A 23,069-nucleotide genomic window follows, 5' to 3' on the forward strand; every position below is an offset into this window, starting at 1 on the left:
CAACAGGGCTGACCTGTTTTCGTTTCTGTAGGAGTCATCAGCTTTATAAGCGGTTCGAATCTTTTGATTCCGGTGGCACCCCATCACCTTGTCGCTATCATAACGCCAGGAAAGTGTGATCATCAACAAGGTTTTTAGACCAAGTAGCACTATAAAACCCCATTACTATACGTCTATGACTATAAAGCGATAGCGTTTGTTAAGGGCAAATAAAAAAGCCCAATGCGGTGCATTGGGCTTTTCATTAGAGACTTTACTATTACTGATTGGCGCTGCGCTTTTCGCGCTTATGCTTTATTTGTGTCCAACCGATTACCCGTTGAGCGGGGGTAATAGTGAGCTAGTTTTCTAGCTCGGTACCTGACTAATTATTTAGCTAGGTCAGATGAGTGCTCAGATAGGAATGCTGCGACACCTTTAGGTGATGCATCCATACCTGCTTTACCTTCTTCCCACTGCGCTGGGCAAACTTCACCGTGAGTTTGGTGGAAGTTAAGTGCGTCAACCATGCGTAGCATTTCATCAATGTTACGACCTAGTGGAAGGTCATTCACAACTTGGTGACGTACAAGACCGTCTTCGTCGATTAGGAATGAACCACGGAATGCAACGCCTGCTTCTGGGTGCTCAACGTCGTAAGCTTTACAAATTTCGTGCTTAACGTCTGCAACTAGAGGGTATTTAACTTGACCGATACCGCCGTTTTCAACAGCAGTGTTACGCCATGCGTTGTGAGAGAACTGAGAATCGATAGAAACACCGATTACTTCTACACCTTTTGCTTTGAAATCTTCAAAACGGTTGTCGAATGCGATCAGCTCAGATGGGCAAACGAAAGTGAAGTCTAGTGGGTAGAAGAAAACAACTGCTTTCTTACCTTTAGTGAACTCTGCAAAGTTGAAGTTATCAACGATTTCGCCGTTACCTAGAACAGCTGCTGCAGTAAAGTCAGGGGCTTGACGACCAACTAGTACCATTTTTTTGCTCCTAAATATTTGGTAAGTTCCAAACCTGTTAACTCTGTTTCGGTTTGGTCCGTGTTTGTACGGGACAAACTATAGTACAGATTGTAGTATTGAAAAAAGCGAATTAAATAGATTAAGTTAATCGAAAAAAGCGATAAAATTGCAATCTGCTGTTTCGATCACTGCCCAAGTAATAGATAACGATAAAACTATGAATAAATGGCCTAGTCTCAAACAATTACACTATTTGGTAACCCTGCATGAAACCCGTCACTTTAGTGATGCGGCAGAAAAATGCTTTGTTAGCCAATCGACGCTAAGTAAGGGGATTCAAAACCTCGAAGAGCTGATTGGTTGTCCTTTATATGAAAAGAAAGATAAGAAAAGCCCGTTGGTGTTCACTCATGCCGGAGAGTTAGTTGTGCAACAGGGGCGTGATCTGCTTGCGAAAGGGCAAGATTTGGTTGAGCTTGGACGTTTGTGCCAAGGTGGAGATATGGAAGGGCAATTAAAAGTCGGTTGTATTCCAACTATCGCCCCCTTTCTACTTTGCGATTTAGTGCAAGAGGTCAACCAACGTTTTCCTAACCTCAATATGCTGCTTCGCGAAGATACGACGACCAACCTCCTAGCGGCATTGCGCAATGGTGAGTTAGACGTATTGATATTGGCTCTGCCAGTGGAAATCGATGGCATGGAAAGCAAAATCGTCGGCAGCGATCCATTTCGGATGATCATTAGCCGAAATCAGGCTGAGGCGATTAAAGTTCCTATCCATTATGATGACTTGCCTGATGAGTTTGTCTTTTTACTCGAGAGAGAGCACTGCCTAACCGAGCATGCGGTGTCAGCGTGTCAGTTAACCGAAAAAGAGAAGATTAACCCATTCTCTGCCACCAGTTTACATACACTGGTTCAAATGGTGGCTAATGGTTTAGGTACGACTTTTATTCCACAAATGGCGATTGATCACGGCCTAATCGACAATCAGAACTTAGTGGTTGTTGATCCGCCAGGTCAGCAAGCCCATCGCCATATCGGGTTAGTGTGGCGTCCAAGTTCCTCCCGCGTGAAAACGTTTAATCAGTTAGCAGACGTGGTGTCGGAACTACTATAAGCGGGATCACCATAGCCTCAATCTCTCAGGCGCATCGCTTGGCGATATTTTTAAACAGGCTTCAATCCGCGGTTTAGCTATTAGTATTAGCCGATGATTCGACATATCTTAATTAAAGTGCACTGTAACTAGTGCACTTTTTAGTTTTTTATCCTGTTGGTGTAGTTTAACTTGTAAAATTTTACAGAGATTTTTCTTTGAAGATTTCAGTAAATAGTGAAATTTCACATTGTTAATTTTACATCTTTCAAATTCATCCGTGTTTGAAGTTGATGTCTGTTTAGGATGCAAGGTATTGTTAAATAAAAGGTAATTTGCCTATTTGTTTATTTAAACGTTCGTTTGAATTAATTTTACCTTCCAAATTTCACTGAAATTAAATTACGTAACTACTTACATTAATTGTCGCTTAAACCTCTCTTTTACCCCTACCGAATAAAACTTCAAACTTCGCTCTGGCTCTTTTTCTATCAATCGTGCTGATGTAAGTTAAATAAAGGCTCGATAAGACTTATGTCTAGATTGAAATCAAAACGGAATAGATTAAATTTAGAGCCAAAGAGCACCAACCAAACCGTCTGGTTATGTCGGAATTATTAATAAAATTGTCGTCTGTTAATTACAAATGTAAGTGCGGCAACGGATTTAAAGGAAGAGATCATGCTTGCTCAAACGCCGGAAAAAACAACACCTAACAAGGAAGCCCAAGAAACCCTTCGCCGACTGAGTATTACTGGCGAGGTGTCACAAGAGCATCAAGTGATTTTTCCTAAGGAGGCTCAGACCTTCCTCGCTTTGCTTTGTGAACGCTTTGCTCCGCGTATTGACGGTTTGCTCTCGGCCCGAGAGCAAAAGCAGGCTGCGATAGACGCTGGGGAACTGCCTGACTTCTTGCCAGAAACACAAGATATTCGCGAAGGGAGTTGGAAAATCCTTGGTATTCCAAGTGACTTACAAGATCGTCGTGTAGAAATTACTGGCCCAACGGATCGCAAAATGGTTATCAACGCTTTAAACGCTAATGTGAAGGTGTTTATGGCGGACTTTGAAGACTCGATGTCACCTGCGTGGGATAAAGTGTTGGATGGTCAGGTGAATTTGCGAGATGCGGTGCGCGGCACCATTAGTTATACCAATCCAGGTAACGGCAAACATTATGAGTTAAGCCAAGATCCTGCGGTATTGATTTGCCGAGTTCGTGGCCTGCATCTTAAAGAAAAGCATGTGACTTTTGATCAGCAGGTGATTCCCGGCGCTCTTTTTGACTTCGCTCTTTACTTCTACAACAACTATCAAGCGCTGTTAAAGAAAGGCAGTGGACCTTACTTCTATGTGCCAAAACTACAGTCCCATCATGAGGCGAAGTGGTGGAGTGATGTGTTCCATTTTACAGAGGACTATTTTGCGCTCAACACCGGTACCATCAAAGCAACAGTACTGATTGAAACCTTGCCAGCTGTATTCGAGATGGATGAAATTTTGTTCTCGCTAAAAGAGCATATTGTCGGTCTAAACTGCGGGCGTTGGGATTATATCTTTAGTTACATCAAAACATTGAAAAAACACCCAGATCGCGTGCTGCCAGATCGTCAAGTGGTGACAATGGATAAGCCTTTTCTCAATGCCTATTCGCGACTGTTGGTACGCACATGTCATAAGCGTGGTGCATTTGCGATGGGGGGAATGGCAGCGTTTATCCCAGCTAAAGACCCGGTGCAGAATCAACAAGTTCTCGACAAGATTCATAACGATAAATCCTTAGAAGCCAACAACGGTCATGATGGCACATGGGTTGCCCACCCAGGTCTTGCTGATACGGCAATGGAAGTATTTAGCAAGGTGCTAGGTGAGCGTCCTAATCAATTAGATGTTAGCCGCGAAGAAGATGCGCCAATTACCGCTGAGCAACTATTGGAAGCGTGTTCCGGTGAACGAACTGAGCAGGGGATGCGCCACAATATTCGCGTGGCATTGCAATACATCGAGGCGTGGATTTCTGGCAATGGTTGTGTGCCAATCTATGGCCTAATGGAAGATGCGGCAACGGCAGAAATATCACGCGCATCAATCTGGCAATGGATTCAACATGGAAAAGATCTAGATAACGGGCAGGTGGTGACTAAGGCGCTATTTGAACAGTATCTAACCGAAGAGATTGAAGTGGTCAAACAGGAAGTCGGCGAGGCTCGCTATCAAGCAGGGCGCTTTGAAGAAGCTGCCAAGTTGATGGCAGAACTGACCACTAGTGATGAATTAACCAACTTTTTAACTATTCCGGGGTATGACTACCTCGATTAGTTAACAACATATCTAACCAATAACGTGAAGGAATTCTGGTGGCGAAGGATGTACCGCCAGTACAAATAACAAAGCGCAGTGCGCAAATGATGAGGGATAGACCAATGACATTAACTCGACGCCAACAAATTGAAGCTCTAGAGAAAGACTGGGAAACCAATCCACGCTGGAAAAACGTTAAACGTCCATACAGTGCGGAAGAAGTGGTAGAGCTACGCGGCTCTATGGTTCCAGCGAACACCATCGCTCAACGTGGTGCCGATAAACTATGGTCACTGGTTAATGGCAGTGCGAAAAAGGGCTACGTCAACTGTCTTGGCGCACTGACCGGTGGTCAAGCCGTTCAGCAAGCGAAAGCAGGAATTGAAGCGATTTATCTATCAGGTTGGCAGGTTGCCGCGGACAATAATACCGCATCAACCATGTACCCAGACCAATCGTTATACCCAGTGGATTCAGTTCCATCCGTGGTAAAACGCATCAATAACTCATTTCGTCGTGCGGACCAAATCCAATGGGCAGGTGGCAAATCTCCAGAAGAAGGCGGCATCGATTACTTCTTACCTATCGTTGCCGATGCAGAAGCCGGGTTTGGTGGTGTACTCAACGCTTACGAATTGATGAAGTCGATGATTGATGCGGGTGCTGCAGGTGTGCACTTTGAAGACCAGCTGGCGTCAGTGAAAAAATGTGGTCATATGGGCGGTAAAGTGTTGGTACCGACTCAAGAAGCGGTACAAAAACTGGTTGCAGCGCGCTTGGCAGCAGACGTTGCCGGTACGACGACTCTTGTTATCGCTCGTACCGATGCGAACGCAGCAGACCTGTTGACTTCAGACTGTGACCCATACGATAAAGACTTTATCGAAGGTGAGCGCACTCAAGAAGGCTTCTACCGAGTGCGTGCAGGTATCGACCAAGCGATTTCTCGTGGCTTAGCTTATGCACCATACGCTGATTTGATTTGGTGTGAGACGGCGACGCCATGTTTGGAAGAAGCGCGTAAGTTTGCTGAAGCGATTCATGCAGAATACCCAGATCAATTATTGGCTTACAACTGCTCACCGTCTTTCAACTGGGAGAAAAACCTAGATGCAGAGACTATTGCTAAGTTCCAGCAAGAGCTAGCGAATATGGGTTACAAGTACCAGTTCATTACGCTCGCAGGTATCCACAACATGTGGTTTAACATGTTTGAGTTGGCTCATGCTTACGCTCAAGGTGAAGGTATGCGTCACTACGTTGAGAAGGTTCAACGTCCAGAGTTCGAAGCGGCTGAGAAAGGTTATACTTTCGTTGCTCACCAACAAGAGGTGGGAACTGGCTACTTTGATAAGATGACGAACACCATCCAAGGTGGTAACTCATCGGTAACGGCTCTAACTGGTTCTACTGAAGAAGATCAGTTTTAGTCAACGTGATTGTTGAAAGTTGGGTGATTGCTCGAGTCGGACGATTGCAATCACCTGACACCAAGAATTTATTTCCCTAGACTTGGTGGCTTTCAATAATTATTTCATTTCTGTTCCTACTTACACCCCTAGGAATACACCCAACTCAGTTGGGTAGAAACAATTTTTAGGCATAAATTTTGATGTTCTTTGAGCGGCTCGGGCCGCTCTTTTTTTATCAATCTTCAACCTCTTCAGGCTCAACTTCTTCTTGCAACTCAAGCAAATTAATCGCAATGGCAACAAAGTCACTGTTGGTCATAATGCCAACTAAACGGCCTTTATCAACGATAGGTAAGCAGCCCACTTTGTGTTTTTGCATATAGATAGCTGTCTCTTTAAGGCCTGCTTTGGGACTAACGCTCATGACATTGGTGCGCATCACTTCGTACAGGGGAGTACTTAACGTAAAAGATGGCTCATCCGTCTCTTTTTGTAGGTTGGAATCCTGCGCGGCCAGCACATCACGCTGAGTAATGATACCCAGTAAATGGCGATTGCTATCCACGATAGGGATATGACGAATACCTAATGCGTCCATGGTGTGTTTAGCGTCAGAAAGGAGATGAGAGCGTAACAAGGTGTGCGGGTTACGTGTCATCATATCTTCGACTCTTATCATGGTAACCTCCTCAGTTATATGCGCAGATTGTTACCGCGTGAATGCCGGTAATGGGGTCTATTAATACTATAGGATTAAACTCAGGAAGGTTTTGGGAGCTAAGCAATATTCTTAGCAAAATGTGCTTATTATTAGTAAGGAAATATATCCTGAATTGGCTTACTAACCTAACCAAAACAGAGAGATAGGCACCCATAGAGGGTGCCTGAACGGGACGGGTTAAAGCTTAAAGAAATTGAGTAAATGTTTCTGTTCTGCCGCAAGGCTTGAGAGTTCCTCACTGGCCTTTTGACTTTCCTGCACACCTGATACGTTCTGGTTGACGATTTCAAATGTCAGGCTGACATTTTGCGAGATATCATGAGTCACACTCGATTGCTCTTCTGATGCCGTAGCTACTTGGGTGTTCATATCTGAGATTTGTGTTACCGATTTAGCAATCGCAGTAAAAGAGTCTCCCAGTTGTTGGCTTATTGCACGTGAGTCCTCTGCCAGTGTCACATTGGCGGACATAAACTTATTGGCTTCCTCAGCTTGTGACTGCAGACGAGAGATGATCTCTTGGATATCAACCGTCGATTGCTGAGTTTTTGCCGCCAATGAGCGCACTTCATCTGCTACAACTGCAAAACCACGCCCTTGCTCACCGGCGCGAGCCGCTTCGATCGCGGCATTTAGCGCCAGTAGGTTAGTCTGTTCAGAGATGGTGTTGATCACTTCCACCACAGTACCGATCTCAATCGAGTACTCGCGTAGCTGGTTGACAATGTTCGTGGTCTCTTCGATCGAGTGTTCCACTTTACGCGACACTTCATCAGAGGAGCGCAGCGCGTTTTGACCAGCATGAACATTGTCTGTCGCACCAGATGCGGCTTGTTCTGCTGATGAAGCATTATGGCTGACTTCTGATGCGGTGCTAGATAGCTCATTAATGGCCGTGGCAATTTGCTCGATCTGACTCAGTTCTTGCTGTGCATTGGCTTCTGTTTGCGTCATCACGGCTGCCAATTCGACAGAGGCTGATGACACGCTATCAGAGATAGAGTGAAAACCTTGCATAATACGACGCAGTTCAGCACGCATTTCCAGAATATTGGCGTAGATACCGCTCTCTTTGCCGGTAATTTGGATGTCGCTGGAAAGGTCACCTTTTGAAACTTCTTGAACTAAGAGTTGAATTTCGCTTGGTTCACCGCCGACGACACGGTTAATGCTGCGGTAAATAAAGATTGCGACGCCAAGGGCAATCAAGATTGCGATAGCGGCAAGCCACAGGATAATGCTTTCGGCGCTATTGAGCTGATTCACCATGTTAGGTCCTACGGTGTCTTGCTCTTGTTTGGTTGATACCTTGATGTTTTCGATCGACTTAGCCGCTTGTGCGCCAATTACATCCAACTGACCACTGATGATTTGGTTACGTTGATTGATGGTCGCAACGATCTGATCAAACGTCTGTTTGTAGGTCGCAAAGGCTTGTTGATAGGTGGCAAACTGTGCTTTTTGCTCGCCGGTTAATAGATATGGCTCAAGCACTTGTTGGCGAGTTTGGATTTGAGAGAACTGCTCTGCCGCTGCGCTTGCGTCCGCTGGGCTATTGTTGACGAGAAACTTAACGGCGAAAAGTCGCGCACTCAGCACACTCTCTTGCAACTCACTGGTGTGCAGCGCCAACTCCATATCGCCAGAGCTGTTAGCTGCGGTCATCATTTCAGCCAAGGTGCTTTGCATTTGCGCACCGTTTGGATCGAGTTTGTCGTTAACCAATTGATTACGCTGATTAATCAGCTGAGCTACTTGCTGTACTGAGTCTTGGTACTGCTTAATTGATTGCTTTAAGGCGTCAAATTCACGGTTGTGAACGTCAGTCAGCTTGAGGTGAGTGATTTGCTCAATCAATGCAGAGATAGATTGGATGCGATTATCAAAGGTTTTGAGATCCGCAGCTTGTTGCGTTTTGATGTACTTGTTAACCGCCAGTCGAGCATCGAGCAGGTTGGCTTGGATCTGTCCGCTATTGACGCTCGCCAGCGCGAGGTTGCGGTAGGTATTGAAGCCCTGATTCGTCTCGCCGAAGCGAAAAATAGAAATGGCGCTGGTAAAGAGAAGCAAAAGTATGATGCTTCCAAATCCATACGTGAGTTGCTGCTTTAATTTCATATTGATTATCCACCTTAATAATATGAATGATTGCCGAGTATTTTCGCTTTGTCCTTTATTATTATTTTTATTAATGGCGGTAATATTCTGTTACAGATCGCGCAAAAGTACCATGCTTTTGCAATTTTATTTTTTGCCAACTGGCACGGAGTCAAAACATTTCTGTCGCGATTAATTTTTATCACAACATCTATTCTTGCTATTGCGGTTGGGCGACATATACTAGTCGGCTGCGAAATGTTTCGTGACCCCTATTGTTAACTCGATTTAAGACCAAAAACATGCAAGTATCTGATTTCCATTTCGACCTACCTGATGAGCTGATCGCCCGTTACCCACAACCAGAACGTACCGCAAGTCGTCTATTGCAACTTGATGGTAATAGCGGAGCGTTGGTAGATGGCTCGTTTACCGATGTGTTAAATCATATAGAAGCGGGTGACCTAGTTGTTTTTAATAATACCCGTGTTATCCCAGCGCGCATGTTTGGTCGTAAAGAGTCGGGTGGTAAGCTTGAAGTGCTGGTGGAGCGCATGCTGGATGAAAAGAGTATTCTAGCCCATGTTCGCTGCTCTAAATCACCTAAGCCAGGTTCAACCATTCTTCTTGGGGAAAATGACGAGTTTTCAGCCGAGATGGTTGCACGTCACGATGCCCTGTTTGAACTAAAGTTTAATGCTGAGCAAACTGTGCTTGAAATTCTTGAGCAGATTGGTCACATGCCACTGCCGCCATACATCGATCGCCCTGATGAAGATGCGGATAAAGAGCGCTACCAAACGGTTTATAACCAAAAACCAGGTGCGGTTGCCGCTCCAACGGCAGGCTTACACTTTGATGAAGTCTTGCTAGAGAAAATCAAAGCGAAGGGTGCTGAACTGGCATACGTGACGCTGCATGTGGGTGCGGGTACGTTCCAACCAGTGAAAGTCGACAATATCCATGATCACCACATGCACGCTGAATACGTTGAAGTGACACAAGACGTGGTTGACGCGATTAACGCGACTAAAGCGCGCGGTGGTCGAGTGATTGCAGTCGGTACAACATCGGTTCGTTCACTGGAAAGTGCCGCTCAAGATGCATTGAAAAAAGGCACCGAATTAGCGCCATTTTTTGGTGATACCGAAATCTTTATTTTCCCTGGCTATGAGTATCAGTTAGTGGATTGCTTAATCACTAACTTCCACTTGCCTGAGTCAACCTTGATCATGCTAGTGAGCGCGTTTGCCGGCTACGAAAATACCATGAATGCATACAAGCATGCGGTAGAGAACCACTATCGATTCTTCTCATATGGTGACTCGATGTTCATTAAGAAGAAAACGGCATAAATTACGAATAGAGATTCCTGATATCTCGTCCCTCGATTTAGGAATGACAAAATCGTTATTTATAGTGGGTGTAAGCATATAATGTTGCCGTCACTCAGCGTGAAATAATCTCAGACTTTGTCATTCCCTAGAGTGAGGAACGAACAAGTAGGGAATCTCTTTGTCTTAAAGTTTACGAGTGCTAGCAGTAGGCTAGGGATGAAAAGAGCACTTTTCATATCTCGCACGGAAAAGCGACCGCTCCTCATAGCAATGGCATCGAATTATTGATGTAATTGGTATCGTATGGGCAGAAATGCCCGAGATCTTAGTCAGACTGTTTCTCTGACATTGGAGGCTTCGTGAAGTTAAAATTTGATTTAAAAAAGACCAACGGCAATGCACGTCGTGGTCAGCTAACGTTTGAGCGCGGCAGTGTTCAAACGCCAGCGTTCATGCCTGTAGGTACTTACGGTACGGTTAAAGGTATGACACCTGAAGAAGTGAAAGAGACTGGCGCAGAAATTCTGCTAGGTAACACTTTTCACCTATGGTTACGTCCTGGTCAAGAAGTGATGAAAATGCACGGTGACTTGCACGATTTCATGAACTGGCAAGGTCCTATCCTGACTGACTCAGGTGGCTTCCAAGTATTCAGCCTTGGTGATATTCGTAAAATCACTGAAGAGGGTGTGCACTTCCGTAACCCTGTAAACGGTGACAAGATTTTCATGGACGCAGAGAAGTCGATGGAAATCCAGAAAGACCTAGGTTCAGACATCGTAATGATCTTTGACGAGTGTACGCCATACCCAGCGACACATGACGAAGCAAAAAAATCGATGGAAATGTCACTACGTTGGGCACAACGCTCACGTGATCACTTCGACAAGCTAGAAAACCAGAACAACCTATTTGGTATCGTTCAAGGTGGCGTGTACGAAGACCTACGTGATGTATCGGTTAAAGGTTTGACTGAAATCGGCTTTGACGGTTACGCAGTCGGTGGCCTAGCGGTAGGCGAACCGAAAGAAGATATGCACCGTATTCTTGAGCACACCTGTCCACAACTTCCGACTGACAAACCTCGTTACTTAATGGGTGTTGGCAAACCAGAAGATTTAGTAGAAGGTGTACGCCGCGGTATTGATATGTTTGACTGTGTAATGCCGACGCGTAACGCCCGTAATGGTCACCTATTTGTGACTGGTGGTGTGATCAAGATCCGTAATGCGACACATAAAACAGATACAACACCATTAGATCCGCACTGTGACTGTTACACTTGTAAAAACTACTCTAAGTCGTACCTTCACCACTTAGACCGTTGTAACGAAATTCTGGGTGCACGTCTAAATACTATTCATAACTTACGTTACTACCAACGTTTGATGGAAAGCATCCGTGCGGCGATTGATGAAGATCGCTTCGACCAGTTTGTTGAAGAGTTTTATGCACGTCGCAATCGCGAAGTGCCGCCACTAGGCAAGTAACAACAAGAATCAAGCCTTAGGCCGTTGCCTGAGGCTTTTATTAATGGCTGATTGGTGTATCGACACATCAGCCTAACAAATGAGCAAAAGCTCGATATTTTTGAGAGTGCGATCCCTAATAGCGATATGCGCACTTGAATATAACCGGCCAAAGCCCAATTTGTTGGACAATCAAAAATATAATAGAGGATATTTTCATGTTTATTTCTCAGGCTCACGCAGCAGCAGAAGCACCAGCAGGTGGCGGTTTCGAAATGATCATCATGCTAGCGATGTTTGCGGTAATCTTTTATTTCATGATTTACCGTCCACAAGCTAAGCGTGTTAAAGAACACAAAAGCCTAATGGCGTCAATGGGCAAGGGTGATGAAGTGCTAACTAACGGTGGTCTAGTGGGTAAAATCACTAAAATCGCAGAAGACAATGACTACATCACAATTGAGCTAAACGCGAACAACGAAGTTGTTATCAAGAAAGACTTCGTTTCAGCAGTGCTACCAAAAGGTACACTGAAATCTCTTTAATACAGCTAAAGGATCCTCGCTGTGCTAAACCGATACCCGTTATGGAAGTACTTGATGGTGATGTTTGCGATTGCAATCGCGGCATTGTATGCACTTCCGAATTTATACGGTGAAGATCCGGCAATTCAAGTTACAGGGGCGCGTGGCGCCTCTGTAGATATGGCTACGCTGGATTCTGTCACTCAAGCTCTCGATAAGCAGAGCCTTTCTTATAAATCCATTGCTTTAGAGAATGGATCAATTCTTGTTCGTTTTAACGACACTGATACTCAAATCAGTGCGCGCGACATTATTAGTGAAGCCCTCGATAAAGATACTATTGTGGCGCTTAACCTTGCTGCGGCAACACCAAACTGGCTTGAAGCGATTGGTGCTTCACCAATGAAACTAGGTCTTGACCTACGTGGTGGTGTTCACTTCTTGATGGAAGTGGATATGGACGCGGCTATGGAAAAACTGGTTGGTCAACAAGAAGAAGCTTTCCGCAGTGAACTGCGTGAAGAAAAAATTCGTTACCGCGCTATTCGCCCTTCAGGTAAAGATGCTGTTGAAGTGATGCTGCGTAACGAAGAGCAACTTGCCCAAGCAAAAGCGTTATTGGAAAAGAATCACCCAGATATGGTGTTTACTGAGTCTGATGGCAATGGTCGCTTCTCTTTAGTTGCTAACTTTACCGAACAACGCCTCACTGAGATCCGCAATTATGCGGTCGATCAGAACATTACTATCTTACGTAACCGCGTAAATGAACTGGGTGTTGCTGAACCACTTGTGCAACGTCAAGGTGCAAACCGTATCGTGGTTGAGCTTCCAGGTGTTCAAGATACTGCGCGAGCAAAAGAGATTCTTGGTGCAACTGCAACCCTAGAGTTCCGTGAAGTAGACTCAAAAGCGGACTTAGCAGCGGCAGCAAATGGTCGTGCACCAGCTGGTTCAGAGATCAAGCTTGATACTGATGGTCGTCCAGTTGTTCTTAAGAAACGCGTTATCCTCAGCGGTGCGAGCATCACGGATGCAAGCTCTAGCGTCGATGAATACGGTCGTCCACAGGTTAACATCACGCTGGATAGCGAAGGTGGTAACAAGATGTCTGCGTTCTCGAAGAAAAATATCGGTCAGCTAATGGCAACGGTATTTGCGGAGTACAAAGACAGTGGTCGTAAGACAGCTGAAGGCAAAGTAATTTTGTCTAAGCATGAAGAAGTGATCAACCAAGCGACGATTCAATCGGCACTAGGTCGTAACTTCCGTATTACGGGTATTGACTCTGCTGCTGAAGCACACAACCTTGCCTTGCTACTACGTGCTGGTGCATTGATTGCGCCGATTTCGATTGTCGAAGAGCGTACCATTGGTCCATCAATGGGTCAGCAAAACATTGATATGGGTATCCAAGCTTGTATCTGGGGTATGGTGGCAGTAATGCTGTTTACGGTCGTTTATTACCGTAAGTTTGGTCTGATTGCTAACCTAGCGCTGATGTCTAACCTAGTACTGATTATCGGTATTATGTCGATGATTCCGGGGGCAACAATGACGCTGCCTGGTATTGCCGGTATCGTATTGACAGTGGGTATGGCGGTTGATGCCAACGTACTGATATTCGAACGTATTCGTGAAGAACTGCTTGAAGGGCGTTCTCCACAACAAGCGATTCACCAAGGTTACGCCAACGCGTTTAGTACTATCGCTGATGCCAACATCACGACCCTGATTACTGCAATCATTCTGTTTGCAGTTGGTACAGGGGCGATTAAAGGTTTCGCGGTAACACTATCGATTGGTATTTTGACTTCGATGTTTACAGCTATTGTAGGTACCCGTTGTGTGGTTAACCTGCTTTACGGTGGTAAACGCATCGATAAATTGTCGATCTAAGGCTAGGAATTAATATGTTTCAGATTCTAAAAGCAGAAAGTACGATCGACTTTTTACGTTGGTCAAAGGTGGCTTTCGTATTCTCTTTGTTCATGATTGGTGCATCGATCTTTACTCTTTCGACTAAATGGTTGAACTGGGGTCTTGATTTTACCGGTGGTACCTTGATTGAAGTCGGCTTTGAACAGCCTGCGCAACTTGACGAAATTCGTACATCACTGGAAGCGAAAGGCTTTGGTGACGCGATTGTGCAAAACTTCGGTAGTGCGCGTGATGTCATGGTTCGCCTAAGTCCACGTGAAGATATTTCAGGTGAGACGCTAGGTAACCAAATCATCTCTGCAATCAAAGAAGGCACGGGTAAAGAAGTTGAGATGCGCCGTATCGAGTTCGTTGGTCCTAACGTAGGTGACGAACTGACTGAAGCTGGTGGTCTTGCGATTCTGGTGTCATTGATCTGTATCTTGATCTACGTATCGGTACGATTCGAATGGCGTCTCGCTGCCGGTGCGGTAATGTCACTTGCTCACGATATCATTATCACTTTGGGTGTGTTCTCAATCATGCAGATTGAGGTTGATCTGACCATCGTTGCAGCGTTGCTGACGGTAGTGGGTTACTCGCTCAATGATACCATCGTTGTATTTGACCGTATTCGTGAGAACTTCCGTCGTATGCGTAAAGGCGACTCGGTTGAAGTGATCAATAGTGCGATTACACAAACCCTGAGCCGTACTTTGATCACTTCTGGTACGACGTTATTTGTGGTTATCGCGCTGTTTACTCAAGGCGGTGCGATGATTCATGGTTTTGCCACAGCATTGCTGTTGGGTATCACCGTGGGTACATACTCATCGATCTATGTTGCTTCGGCATTGGCATGGAAACTGGGTATTACCAAAGAGCACTTAATGCCACCTCAAGTAGAAAAAGAGGGTGCAGAGTTCGACGAGATGCCATAACCCGTCATGCTATCGAAAAGCCGCTTCATTCAAGCGGCTTTTTTATTGGCTATGCGAGCATGATATGACTTTGTCGTTACCCTTTGCACAGCAATTGGGTATCATAGTAACCCCGTTCTACTTGACGATACTGCCTGCTTGGCAACCTGGAATAAACCTGGAATAAACCTGTACTTATCTTATGGGTTTTCTTAGTTGTCATCGAACAGTCATCGTAAGGTATTTAAGTAGAGCGATAAAATCATAACCATAATTAGGAAACAAGAGATGCCACATTTTCGTTTTAGAGCAGTCGAACCACAAACAGTACAAACACTGTCTAAGCCACTGATTGATGAGCTACAACCTTACATGGATTGTCCACGTGAAGACTTCACTTTTGAGTATGTCTACACTACCTTTTACCACGAGGGCGAAGTAAACCCTGCTTACCCATTTGTCGAAGTGCTTTGGTTCGATCGTGGTCAAGAGAAGCAGGATGCAGTCGCGAGAATTGTGACTGAGCAGGTGCGCGGAATTATGGGCCAAGACGTCAATGTGGCCGTGATCTTTACCGCACTGAATGCAAGTGGTTACTACGATAACGCTGAGCACTATTAAGAGGTGATACGATGAAAATGACTTGGGCGATTTTCTTAACTTTGTTCTGGTCGTTTTCATTGTTCGCATCGCCTTGGGAGTCTTTTTCTCAACCCAATCGACTCTCTCCAGAAGCCATTGGCAGTTATGCTAATGGCTGTCTGCTCGGAGCCAAAGCTCTACCTTTGAATGGTCATGGCTATCAAGTCTTACGTAGCCAAAACAAACGCTATTACGGCCATCCTAATACCATTGCTTTTATCGAGCGACTCTCATCGAAAGCGCGCAGTGAGTTACGCACTCACATATTGATTGGTGATATGTCTTTACCGCAAGGTGGTCGTTTTTCTTCCGGACATACCAGTCACCAAACTGGTCTTGATGCTGATATCTGGTTTCGGCTTGCCGACACCAAACTTTCGTCTGCGCAACTATCACTCCCCAAGCCAAAGACGTTAGTCGATATGTCGGCGTATAAACTCAGCAGCGCTAACTGGGATAATCGTCATTTCCGTCTTGTGAAAATGGCCGCTCAAGATAATGAAGTTGCGCGTATTTTCGTCCATCCTGTTATCAAAGATAAGCTGTGCAGCCTAGAGGGGGCAAACCGAGATTGGCTGCGCAAAGTAAGACCTTGGTGGGGGCACAATTACCACATGCATGTTCGGCTGCGTTGTCCTCAAGGTGATGCTAACTGTGTCGATCAAAAGCCACCACCGAAAGGAGATGGTTGCGGTGCGGAAGTCGCGAGTTGGAAGCCGGCGAAAGCGCACAACGTAAAAACCTATCGTGGTTCTAAAACTAATACTAAAGTTGAGAAATCAGCGACTTCAACCACTGTCAAAGTAAAATCAAAGCCAAAAAAATTCCTTCCTAGGCAGTGTACTCAGCTTATTGATCATTCGAAATAAATTATCTCGTCTACCCTGTAGCGTCTGCCCTTAACGATGAGATTTGACACTTTATAGCTGGAGATTCATCTCATCCTCTCCTAGATTTAAAAGGACTTAAGATGATATGTACCTTGATGCGCTAGTCGATGATTGCGCATAGATCGGTTACCTATCTTTTAAGGTATCGCCGGAGTGACGACGGATGCTCTAAAACTGGCGGTAAATACGAGTAGTTGGGTACATAAAAAAACAGATAAAAACAGAGTTGGTTATTCGATATGTGATTATAAATAGGATGCTCGGCTTACTTCCTATGAAATTAGAGCAAGGACACTCCCATGACTATGGTATGTGCAAAAGATTTTGCCGAGTGGCTAAAGCTGAGATTTGGCAGTGCTACCGAATCAGTGATGATTTCTCGTGAGGAGGTCAATCATCTCACTGGCAGGCAAAGATTAGACCCTGGATTTGTTCACGATGTCCATTATGAACTGATGCAACACGGATTAGCGTTTGTGACTGACACATCGCGCGAGACCTTTTACTTAGTTCCCATTGGCAAAGCAGTAAAGTGGCGAGATCATTTGGAGTATCAATTCGAGAAAGAGCTTTACTGCAATATCTTTCCCATTATCAAATCCGGTTAAGGTCGATCAATACAAAAAAGGCTCATCAATGATGAGCCTTTTGCTTTTATGCTAAACCTTGAATAATAACGAACTTCTCAAGCAGTTCTTCGTCCGTTTCAACATGGTTTGGATCAGTGATAATACACTTGGTAATCGGGCACACCGACTGACAAGTGGGCTTGTCATAGTGGCCTTTACACTCCGTACACAGATTAGGATCGATTTCGAAAATGCTGTCACCCATAGAGATTGCACCATTTGGGCACTCTGGGTCACACATATCGCAGTTGATGCACTTATCCGTAATCAGTAATGCCATGATTACTTACCCGTTGGGTTACGAGTATCCTGACCATCGTTCAGGTTGCGCATAAGCAGCGCGTACTCAAGATCCAAGTCTTGTGGTACTGGAATAAAGACGAAGTGACCATTGCCTTTTGCATCGTCAATCACTTCCGATTTACGGTTTTCCATCGCCTCAAGTGTGAAGTTAATGTTGCCTTTTGGCGTCATCAGCTCAAGGTTATCACCAACCACAAACTTGTTCTTCACTTCCACTTCTACAAGGTCGCCGCGACGTTTGCCAGTAAACTCACCCACAAACTGTTGTGCGTCAGATACTGAGTAACCGTAGTCGTAGTTTTGGTACGCATCATGAGTATGACGACGTAGGAAACCTTCGGTGTAACCACGGTGTGCTAGGCTTTCTAGGGTTGTCATTAGGCTTTCGTCAAATGGACGACCAGCAACCGCGTCATCAATCGCTTTACGGTAAACTTGCGCAGTACGAGCGCAGTAGTAGAACGACTTAGTACGGCCTTCAATCTTAAGTGAGTGTACACCCATCTGAGTTAGGCGCTCTACGTGTTGGATAGCACGAAGATCTTTTGAGTTCATGATGTAAGTACCATGCTCATCTTCAAATGCCGCCATTTTTTCTTCAGGGCGGTGACTTTCAGAGAGTAGGACAACTTCATCAGTTGGTTTACCACGACCAATGGTGGTTTCTGGACGCTCATCGGCAACTTCAATTGCTTGCGCTTCATTTGGATCGAAAGCTTCAACAATCTGGCCTGCGTCGTTCTCTTTGCCTTCTTCTACTTTGTATTCCCAGCGGCATGCGTTAGTGCATGTCCCTTGGTTAGGGTCACGTTTATTGATGTAACCTGACAGTAGGCAGCGGCCAGAGTAAGCCATACACAGTGCACCGTGAACGAATACTTCGATTTCAGTTTCAGGGCACTGCTGACGAATTTCTTCAATTTCTTCGAGAGAAAGTTCACGAGAGACGATAACGCGCTCAACACCTTGTGATGCCCAGAACTTAACCGTTGCCCAGTTAACAGCGTTCGCTTGAACTGACAAGTGGATAGGCATTTCAGGGAAAGCTTCACGTACTAACATGATTAGACCTGGATCCGACATGATCAGAGCGTCAGGGCCCATTTCAACCACAGGTTTTAGATCACGAATGAAAGTCTTTAGCTTAGAGTTGTGCGGCTGGATGTTACATACCACGTAAAGCTTTTTACCGAGGGCATGGGCTTCATCGATACCGATTTTTAGGTTTTCGTGGTTAAACTCGTTGTTGCGCACGCGTAAGCTGTAGCGAGGTTGACCTGCGTAAACGGCATCAGCGCCATAGGCGAATGCGTAACGCATGTTTTTAAGGCTACCTGCTGGTGATAGTAGCTCAGGTACGAATACTTTATCTGTCGTCATTGCTCAATTCTCTATTAATCTGATCTCAAGTCAGGCCAATTCCACCTTATGGAATTGGGGCGCAAATTTTACGTCAAAATGTGACCAATGACTAGAAAAACCGAGATTTTGCGGGCAATAAAAAGCCCTCTTTCGAGGGCTTGGGGAGAAGATTACGCGTTCGGGTTAGGTAAACCGCCCAACGCTTCATAAAGATTTGGCAAAAATGCACTTAACTCGCCACACATCAATGAGAAGTCCGCATCAAAACGAGCGGCTTGATCTTCACGTGGAATATCATCGTTTTGATCTTTCAGCTCATCATAGAACTTCAAGCGTTTGATGCTGCTATCTTCTGCCAAGATAAACTCGATACGCTCTTGCCAGTTGAGCGCCAGTTTAGTCACCATTTTGTCCGCTTCGATATGGCTGCGGATTTCATCAGCGGTCAGTTCCTGCTTTTTACAACGGATGACGCCGCCTTCTTCTAGCACTGATTTAAGTTCCGCTTCGTCTAACATGGTAAAGCCTGCTGGGGTGTTACCGGTCTTAACCCATTCTGTTAGCGTCACTTCAACGCCACTTTCTGGAATTGCAGGCACGACAGGAAGGCTACCCATGGTTTTACGCAGTAGCGCCAGTACATCTTCTGCTTTTTTGTAACTGCTGGCATCGACAAGGATAAAACCTTGTTTTGGCATAATTAATACATAGGTGTGGTTGCTACGGCTAAAGGCTCGTGGCAGTAGATCCATCACGATGTCATCTTTAAGGTTGTCTTTTTCTTTCTTCTTCAGTGGACGACCTTCTTCTGCTTCCATCGCCTCAACCTTGGCATTCAATGACTCTTTGATCACTGACGCAGGCAGCATTTTTTCTTCTTTTTTAGCGCAGATCAGGATGTGGTTTTCTGATACATGAGTCATCATATCGCCATGGCGTCCCATCGCGGTCACCCAGCCAAATTTCTGTTTGTCTTGACTGCCACAAGGGGTAAAACGAAACTCAGCCAATTGCTGCTCTAGCTGGTCTGCTTTGAAATCAATCTCGCGGTTCACGCGGTATACCAGACAGTTTTTAAACCACATACATTTTCTCTACTTAAACATTGAAGTCGTCCATCTTAGGCAAATTTTATCCGCTTGTCTGTTAGGATATGAAAAATATCAATCGAGTTCGGAATCACTAACGCTTATTGATTGATTTTCAACCATTCAATTAAGAAGCTTCTATGAAAATTTGTTTGCAAAGGTCACAAAAGTGTCATAATTGCTAGTAATAATGCCTAGGCATCGAAGGCGTATTTCCTCTTCATTTTTGAAGCGTTAGCGTTGTAGGTCGCAGCAACTCGTCTAAATTATGTAATGCATCGATATGCATTGTTGAGTTTATTTGTCGCCTAGCTACTCCATCAAGAGATTGAGGAGGGTTGGTCCTAATTTCAGAGAACTGATTAAAGAAAGGTTATTTATTATGTCTAGAAGGATTCTAGTTGTTGAAGATGAAGCACCAATTCGTGAAATGTTGTGCTTTGTTCTTGAACAGAAGGGTTACCAAGCCGTAGAAGCTGAAGACTACGATACAGCGGTAACTAAACTTGCCGAACCCTTCCCAGACCTCGTTTTACTGGATTGGATGCTACCTGGTGGTAGCGGGATTAATTTCATTAAGCATATGAAGCGCGAAGAATTGACGCGCAATATCCCGGTGGTGATGCTGACAGCTCGTGGTGAAGAAGAAGACAAGGTGCGTGGCTTAGAAGTTGGTGCGGATGATTACATTACCAAGCCTTTTTCACCCAAAGAATTGGTGGCGCGTTTAAAAGCGGTGATTCGTCGCGTTACGCCAACGGCATTGGAAGATGTTATTGATGTGCAAGGGCTCAAACTTGACCCAGTCTCTCACCGTGTCACGGCGAACGACCAGCCATTAGACATGGGACCAACAGAGTTTAAGATGTTGCACTTCTTTATGACGCATCAAGAACGGGTTTACAGTCGTGAACAGTTACTCAACAACGTTTGGGGTACGAATGTTTATGTCGAAGATCGTACTGTAGATGTGCATATTCGTCGTCTGCGTAAAGCACTGGAAATGGAAGGTCATGATAAACTTATCCAAACAGTTCGTGGTGCAGGCTATCGTTTCTCAACCAAAGCTTAGTACCTGATGGAGAAGTAAGTGGTTGAAAGGTTAACTTGGAAAAGGCTGGCCTGGGAGCTGGCTTTTTTTTACACCCCTTGGGTGATTGTCGGATGGATTTTCGGATATATGCCGTGGTTGCTGCTTGCTGCCACGGTTTTGCAGCTTGTGTGGCATTTACACAATCAAATGCGTCTATCAGCATGGTTATGGGACGAGAAACGTCTTACGCCACCATCGGGTAGTGGTAACTGGGAAGCGCTGTTCAACGGTATATACCGTTTACAGCAGCGTCAGCGCCGCAAACGTAAAGAGCTAACCAATCTTATTCGCCGTTTTCGCAATGGGGCAGAATCACTCCCCGATGCCGTAGTGGTATTTCGCAGTGAAGGTAACATTGTTTGGTGTAACAAGCTTGCTCAGCATTTGCTGGGTTTTCGTTGGCCAGACGACTCCGGACAGCCGATTTCCAATTTGATTCGTACGCCAGACTTTATCAAGTATCTCAATAAACAAGACTATTCTGAGCCTCTTGAGATGCGCTCTCCACTTAATGTTGAGCGTATGCTAGAACTGCGAATTGTGCCTTATACCGAAGGTGAGCACTTAATGGTGGTGCGTGACGTGACTCAGTTAAAACAACTGGAAGGAATGCGTCGCAACTTCTTTGCTAACGTGTCTCACGAACTGCGTACGCCAATGACGGTTTTGCAAGGTTATCTGGAGATGACGGAAGATCCGGATATGTTGGTGGGGCCGATGTGGTCCCGCGCCCATGGCGTGATGACGGAACAGCTCAATCGTATGAACAGCTTGGTGAACCAACTGCTCACGTTATCAAAAATCGAAGCTGCGCCAATGCATGAGCTTGAAGAAGTGGTTAACGTTCCTGCGATGCTTGAAGTCTTAGAGAAAGAAGCCATTAGTTTAAGTGGCGAGCAAAATCATAAGCTTAAGTTTGAAGTGGATGACTCGTTATTGGTATTGGGCGATGATGATCAATTGCGCAGTGCAATCTCAAACCTTGTTTACAACGCCGTTAAGTACACCCCACCTGGCGCCGATGTGAATGTGCGCTGGTATCTCACCGCGCAAGGCGCGTGTTTGGAAGTGGAAGACAGTGGTGAAGGGATAGAACCTCAACATTTACACCGCCTGACGGAACGCTTTTACCGAGTGGATAAAGCACGCTCACGCGATACTGGTGGTAGCGGACTTGGGCTTGCAATTGTGAAACACGCACTGACTCACCATGACTCCCATTTAAATATTGAGAGTAAAGTGGGTGTTGGCAGTAAGTTCTCGTTTATTTTACCTGAACGTTTGGTGGTGAAATAAATGAAAGCAAGGTTAGCGGTAACAGTCATCTTTTTATGCTTGGGGTTAGTGAACACTTACGCATTCGCACAAGAGCAGTTCCGTGTCTATAAGAAAGTTCCCGGCATCAGTGGTGAGTTGACCAGTGTGGGTTCTGATACCTTAGCCGGAATGACGACCTTGTGGGTTGAGGAGTTCAAGCAACTCTATCCGGGTGTCAACGGACAAGTACAAGCCTCTGGCTCTTCTACTGCCCCTCCGGCCCTTACCGAACAAACCGCCCAGTTTGGTCCTATGAGTCGACCAATGCGCAACAGTGAAGTTGAAGCGTTTGAGCGTGCTCACGGCTATAAGCCGACAGCGTTACGAGTTGCTATTGATGCGATAGGCATCTTTGTTCATCAAGATAATCCGATGCAGGGGCTTAACTTTGCTCAGCTCGACAGTATTTTCTCGGCTACTTTGCGTTGTGGCGCAACTAAGCCAGTCAAAACATGGGCTGATTTGGGATTGAACTACTCTTGGGCACACCGTTCTATTCAGATGTTTGGTCGTAACTCAGTCTCGGGTACTTACGGTTATTTCAAGAAAAATGCCTTGTGTGGCGGCGATTTCCGTAATGATGTGAATGAACAACCTGGCTCGGCTTCAGTGGTTCAGTCGGTGGCCTCATCGATCAACACCATCGGCTACTCCGGTGTTGGCTATCAGGTCTCGGGGGTAAAACGCATTCCAATTGCACTCGAAGCTGATCAATATATTGAACCGACACGTGACAATATCTTATCAGGTAAGTACCCACTATCGCGTTATCTCTATGTGTATATTAACAAGCATCCCAGCAAGACCTTGTCGCCAATAGAGCGGGAGTTTATTCGTTTTATCTACTCTAAGCAGGGGCAAGAGTTGGTTGAAAAAGATGGCTACGTTGCCATTTCTCCGCAAATTGCTGAGCAAGAGTTGGCGAAAGTAGGCATCGAGACCAAGTCACCAGCGAAGGGAAATTAGGGCGCACAATACGCCTT

Annotated in this window: 20 protein-coding genes and 1 riboswitch; of the genes, 14 read left to right on the plus strand and 6 right to left on the minus strand. The window is 45.3% G+C overall.

Going from position 1 to position 23,069, the window contains the following annotated elements:
* Window positions 1-21 precede the first annotated feature (21 nt).
* Window positions 22-97: riboswitch (Fluoride riboswitch) on the minus strand.
* Between the two features lie 271 nt (window positions 98-368).
* Complete coding sequence (locus GZK95_RS03055; protein ID WP_075710037.1) at window positions 369-977, minus strand: peroxiredoxin C; 609 nt, start codon at window positions 975-977, stop codon at window positions 369-371.
* Window positions 978-1,176: 199 nt separating this feature from the next.
* Between GZK95_RS03055 and GZK95_RS03060 the strand changes: the two genes are divergently transcribed.
* The 3 genes from GZK95_RS03060 (at window position 1,177) to aceA (ending at window position 5,792) form a co-directional block, all read left to right on the plus strand.
* Window positions 1,177-2,082 carry a hydrogen peroxide-inducible genes activator gene (locus GZK95_RS03060; protein WP_075710039.1) on the plus strand — a complete coding sequence of 302 codons (906 nt, stop codon included), beginning with the start codon at window positions 1,177-1,179 and terminating at the stop codon, window positions 2,080-2,082.
* A 660-nt stretch (window positions 2,083-2,742) separates the two neighbouring features.
* A complete protein-coding gene (gene aceB / locus GZK95_RS03065) occupies window positions 2,743-4,380 on the plus strand; it encodes a malate synthase A (protein WP_075710041.1) in 1,638 nt (545 codons plus the stop codon).
* 104 nt (window positions 4,381-4,484) lie between these two features.
* A complete protein-coding gene (gene aceA, locus GZK95_RS03070; protein ID WP_075710043.1) occupies window positions 4,485-5,792 on the plus strand; it encodes an isocitrate lyase in 1,308 nt (435 codons plus the stop codon).
* 217 nt (window positions 5,793-6,009) lie between these two features.
* Here the strand turns inward: aceA and GZK95_RS03075 are convergent, their stop codons facing one another.
* Both GZK95_RS03075 and GZK95_RS03080 read right to left on the minus strand, forming a co-directional pair.
* Window positions 6,010-6,453: a CBS domain-containing protein gene (locus tag GZK95_RS03075; RefSeq protein ID WP_075710045.1), complete on the minus strand. Its 444-nt coding sequence runs from the start codon at window positions 6,451-6,453 to the stop codon at window positions 6,010-6,012.
* A gap of 219 nt (window positions 6,454-6,672) precedes the next feature.
* Window positions 6,673-8,613: a HAMP domain-containing methyl-accepting chemotaxis protein gene (locus GZK95_RS03080; protein WP_075715648.1), complete on the minus strand. Its 1,941-nt coding sequence runs from the start codon at window positions 8,611-8,613 to the stop codon at window positions 6,673-6,675.
* Window positions 8,614-8,894: 281 nt separating this feature from the next.
* Here GZK95_RS03080 and queA point away from each other — a divergent pair, with 281 nt between their 5' ends.
* From queA to GZK95_RS03120, 8 genes are all read left to right on the plus strand, one after another.
* Window positions 8,895-9,947, plus strand: a complete 1,053-nt coding sequence (gene queA / locus GZK95_RS03085; protein WP_075710049.1) for a tRNA preQ1(34) S-adenosylmethionine ribosyltransferase-isomerase QueA — start codon at window positions 8,895-8,897, stop codon at window positions 9,945-9,947.
* A gap of 341 nt (window positions 9,948-10,288) precedes the next feature.
* A complete protein-coding gene (gene tgt / locus GZK95_RS03090; protein WP_075710051.1) occupies window positions 10,289-11,419 on the plus strand; it encodes a tRNA guanosine(34) transglycosylase Tgt in 1,131 nt (376 codons plus the stop codon).
* Between the two features lie 197 nt (window positions 11,420-11,616).
* Complete coding sequence (gene yajC, locus GZK95_RS03095; protein ID WP_075710053.1) at window positions 11,617-11,943, plus strand: preprotein translocase subunit YajC; 327 nt, start codon at window positions 11,617-11,619, stop codon at window positions 11,941-11,943.
* A 21-nt stretch (window positions 11,944-11,964) separates the two neighbouring features.
* The gene (gene secD, locus GZK95_RS03100; RefSeq protein WP_075710055.1) at window positions 11,965-13,821 is read left to right on the plus strand and encodes a protein translocase subunit SecD; all 1,857 of its coding nucleotides are present in this window, start codon (window positions 11,965-11,967) and stop codon (window positions 13,819-13,821) included.
* A 14-nt stretch (window positions 13,822-13,835) separates the two neighbouring features.
* Window positions 13,836-14,783, plus strand: coding sequence for a protein translocase subunit SecF (secF, locus tag GZK95_RS03105; protein WP_075710057.1), 948 nt, complete (start codon window positions 13,836-13,838; stop codon window positions 14,781-14,783).
* A 267-nt stretch (window positions 14,784-15,050) separates the two neighbouring features.
* Window positions 15,051-15,383 (plus strand): DUF1904 domain-containing protein, encoded by a 333-nt coding sequence (locus GZK95_RS03110; protein WP_075710059.1) that lies wholly within the window; start codon window positions 15,051-15,053, stop codon window positions 15,381-15,383.
* 11 nt (window positions 15,384-15,394) lie between these two features.
* Window positions 15,395-16,273, plus strand: coding sequence for a penicillin-insensitive murein endopeptidase (mepA, locus tag GZK95_RS03115; RefSeq protein ID WP_075715647.1), 879 nt, complete (start codon window positions 15,395-15,397; stop codon window positions 16,271-16,273).
* A gap of 320 nt (window positions 16,274-16,593) precedes the next feature.
* Entirely contained in the window at window positions 16,594-16,902 is a 309-nt protein-coding gene (locus tag GZK95_RS03120; RefSeq protein WP_075710063.1) for a hypothetical protein, read from the plus strand.
* Window positions 16,903-16,948: 46 nt separating this feature from the next.
* Here the strand turns inward: GZK95_RS03120 and GZK95_RS03125 are convergent, their stop codons facing one another.
* The 3 genes from GZK95_RS03125 to rdgC form a co-directional block, all read right to left on the minus strand.
* Window positions 16,949-17,203: a YfhL family 4Fe-4S dicluster ferredoxin gene (locus GZK95_RS03125; RefSeq protein WP_075710065.1), complete on the minus strand. Its 255-nt coding sequence runs from the start codon at window positions 17,201-17,203 to the stop codon at window positions 16,949-16,951.
* 2 nt (window positions 17,204-17,205) lie between these two features.
* On the minus strand, window positions 17,206-18,606 hold the full coding sequence (gene trhP, locus GZK95_RS03130) for a prephenate-dependent tRNA uridine(34) hydroxylase TrhP (protein WP_075710067.1): 1,401 nt from the start codon (window positions 18,604-18,606) through the stop codon (window positions 17,206-17,208).
* A 152-nt stretch (window positions 18,607-18,758) separates the two neighbouring features.
* Complete coding sequence (rdgC, locus tag GZK95_RS03135) at window positions 18,759-19,673, minus strand: recombination-associated protein RdgC (RefSeq protein WP_075715646.1); 915 nt, start codon at window positions 19,671-19,673, stop codon at window positions 18,759-18,761.
* Between the two features lie 385 nt (window positions 19,674-20,058).
* Here rdgC and phoB point away from each other — a divergent pair, with 385 nt between their 5' ends.
* From phoB to GZK95_RS03150, 3 genes are read left to right on the plus strand one after another with little or no spacing between them, the layout of a single operon-like run.
* Window positions 20,059-20,748, plus strand: coding sequence for a phosphate regulon transcriptional regulator PhoB (gene phoB, locus GZK95_RS03140; RefSeq protein WP_075710071.1), 690 nt, complete (start codon window positions 20,059-20,061; stop codon window positions 20,746-20,748).
* Window positions 20,749-20,766: 18 nt separating this feature from the next.
* Window positions 20,767-22,065, plus strand: a complete 1,299-nt coding sequence (phoR, locus tag GZK95_RS03145; RefSeq protein ID WP_075710073.1) for a phosphate regulon sensor histidine kinase PhoR — start codon at window positions 20,767-20,769, stop codon at window positions 22,063-22,065.
* On the plus strand, window positions 22,066-23,052 hold the full coding sequence (locus tag GZK95_RS03150) for a PstS family phosphate ABC transporter substrate-binding protein (protein WP_075715645.1): 987 nt from the start codon (window positions 22,066-22,068) through the stop codon (window positions 23,050-23,052).
* Window positions 23,053-23,069 lie beyond the last annotated feature (17 nt).

This window comes from Vibrio panuliri, from assembly GCF_009938205.1.
GTDB lineage: Bacteria > Pseudomonadota > Gammaproteobacteria > Enterobacterales > Vibrionaceae > Vibrio > Vibrio panuliri.

What these genes read in the sequence shown, in the direction of transcription:
- GZK95_RS03055 (WP_075710037.1), bottom strand. Translation starts at nt 977, where the DNA reads ATGGTACTAGTTGGTCGTCAAGCCCCTGACTTTACTGCAGCAGCTGTT.
- GZK95_RS03060 (WP_075710039.1), top strand. Translation starts at nt 1,177, where the DNA reads ATGAATAAATGGCCTAGTCTCAAACAATTACACTATTTGGTAACCCTG.
- aceB (WP_075710041.1), top strand. Translation starts at nt 2,743, where the DNA reads ATGCTTGCTCAAACGCCGGAAAAAACAACACCTAACAAGGAAGCCCAA.
- aceA (WP_075710043.1), top strand. Translation starts at nt 4,485, where the DNA reads ATGACATTAACTCGACGCCAACAAATTGAAGCTCTAGAGAAAGACTGG.
- GZK95_RS03075 (WP_075710045.1), bottom strand. Translation starts at nt 6,453, where the DNA reads ATGATAAGAGTCGAAGATATGATGACACGTAACCCGCACACCTTGTTA.
- GZK95_RS03080 (WP_075715648.1), bottom strand. Translation starts at nt 8,613, where the DNA reads ATGAAATTAAAGCAGCAACTCACGTATGGATTTGGAAGCATCATACTT.
- queA (WP_075710049.1), top strand. Translation starts at nt 8,895, where the DNA reads ATGCAAGTATCTGATTTCCATTTCGACCTACCTGATGAGCTGATCGCC.
- yajC (WP_075710053.1), top strand. Translation starts at nt 11,617, where the DNA reads ATGTTTATTTCTCAGGCTCACGCAGCAGCAGAAGCACCAGCAGGTGGC.
- secF (WP_075710057.1), top strand. Translation starts at nt 13,836, where the DNA reads ATGTTTCAGATTCTAAAAGCAGAAAGTACGATCGACTTTTTACGTTGG.
- GZK95_RS03110 (WP_075710059.1), top strand. Translation starts at nt 15,051, where the DNA reads ATGCCACATTTTCGTTTTAGAGCAGTCGAACCACAAACAGTACAAACA.
- mepA (WP_075715647.1), top strand. Translation starts at nt 15,395, where the DNA reads ATGAAAATGACTTGGGCGATTTTCTTAACTTTGTTCTGGTCGTTTTCA.
- GZK95_RS03120 (WP_075710063.1), top strand. Translation starts at nt 16,594, where the DNA reads ATGACTATGGTATGTGCAAAAGATTTTGCCGAGTGGCTAAAGCTGAGA.
- GZK95_RS03125 (WP_075710065.1), bottom strand. Translation starts at nt 17,203, where the DNA reads ATGGCATTACTGATTACGGATAAGTGCATCAACTGCGATATGTGTGAC.
- trhP (WP_075710067.1), bottom strand. Translation starts at nt 18,606, where the DNA reads ATGACGACAGATAAAGTATTCGTACCTGAGCTACTATCACCAGCAGGT.
- rdgC (WP_075715646.1), bottom strand. Translation starts at nt 19,673, where the DNA reads ATGTGGTTTAAAAACTGTCTGGTATACCGCGTGAACCGCGAGATTGAT.
- phoB (WP_075710071.1), top strand. Translation starts at nt 20,059, where the DNA reads ATGTCTAGAAGGATTCTAGTTGTTGAAGATGAAGCACCAATTCGTGAA.
- GZK95_RS03150 (WP_075715645.1), top strand. Translation starts at nt 22,066, where the DNA reads ATGAAAGCAAGGTTAGCGGTAACAGTCATCTTTTTATGCTTGGGGTTA.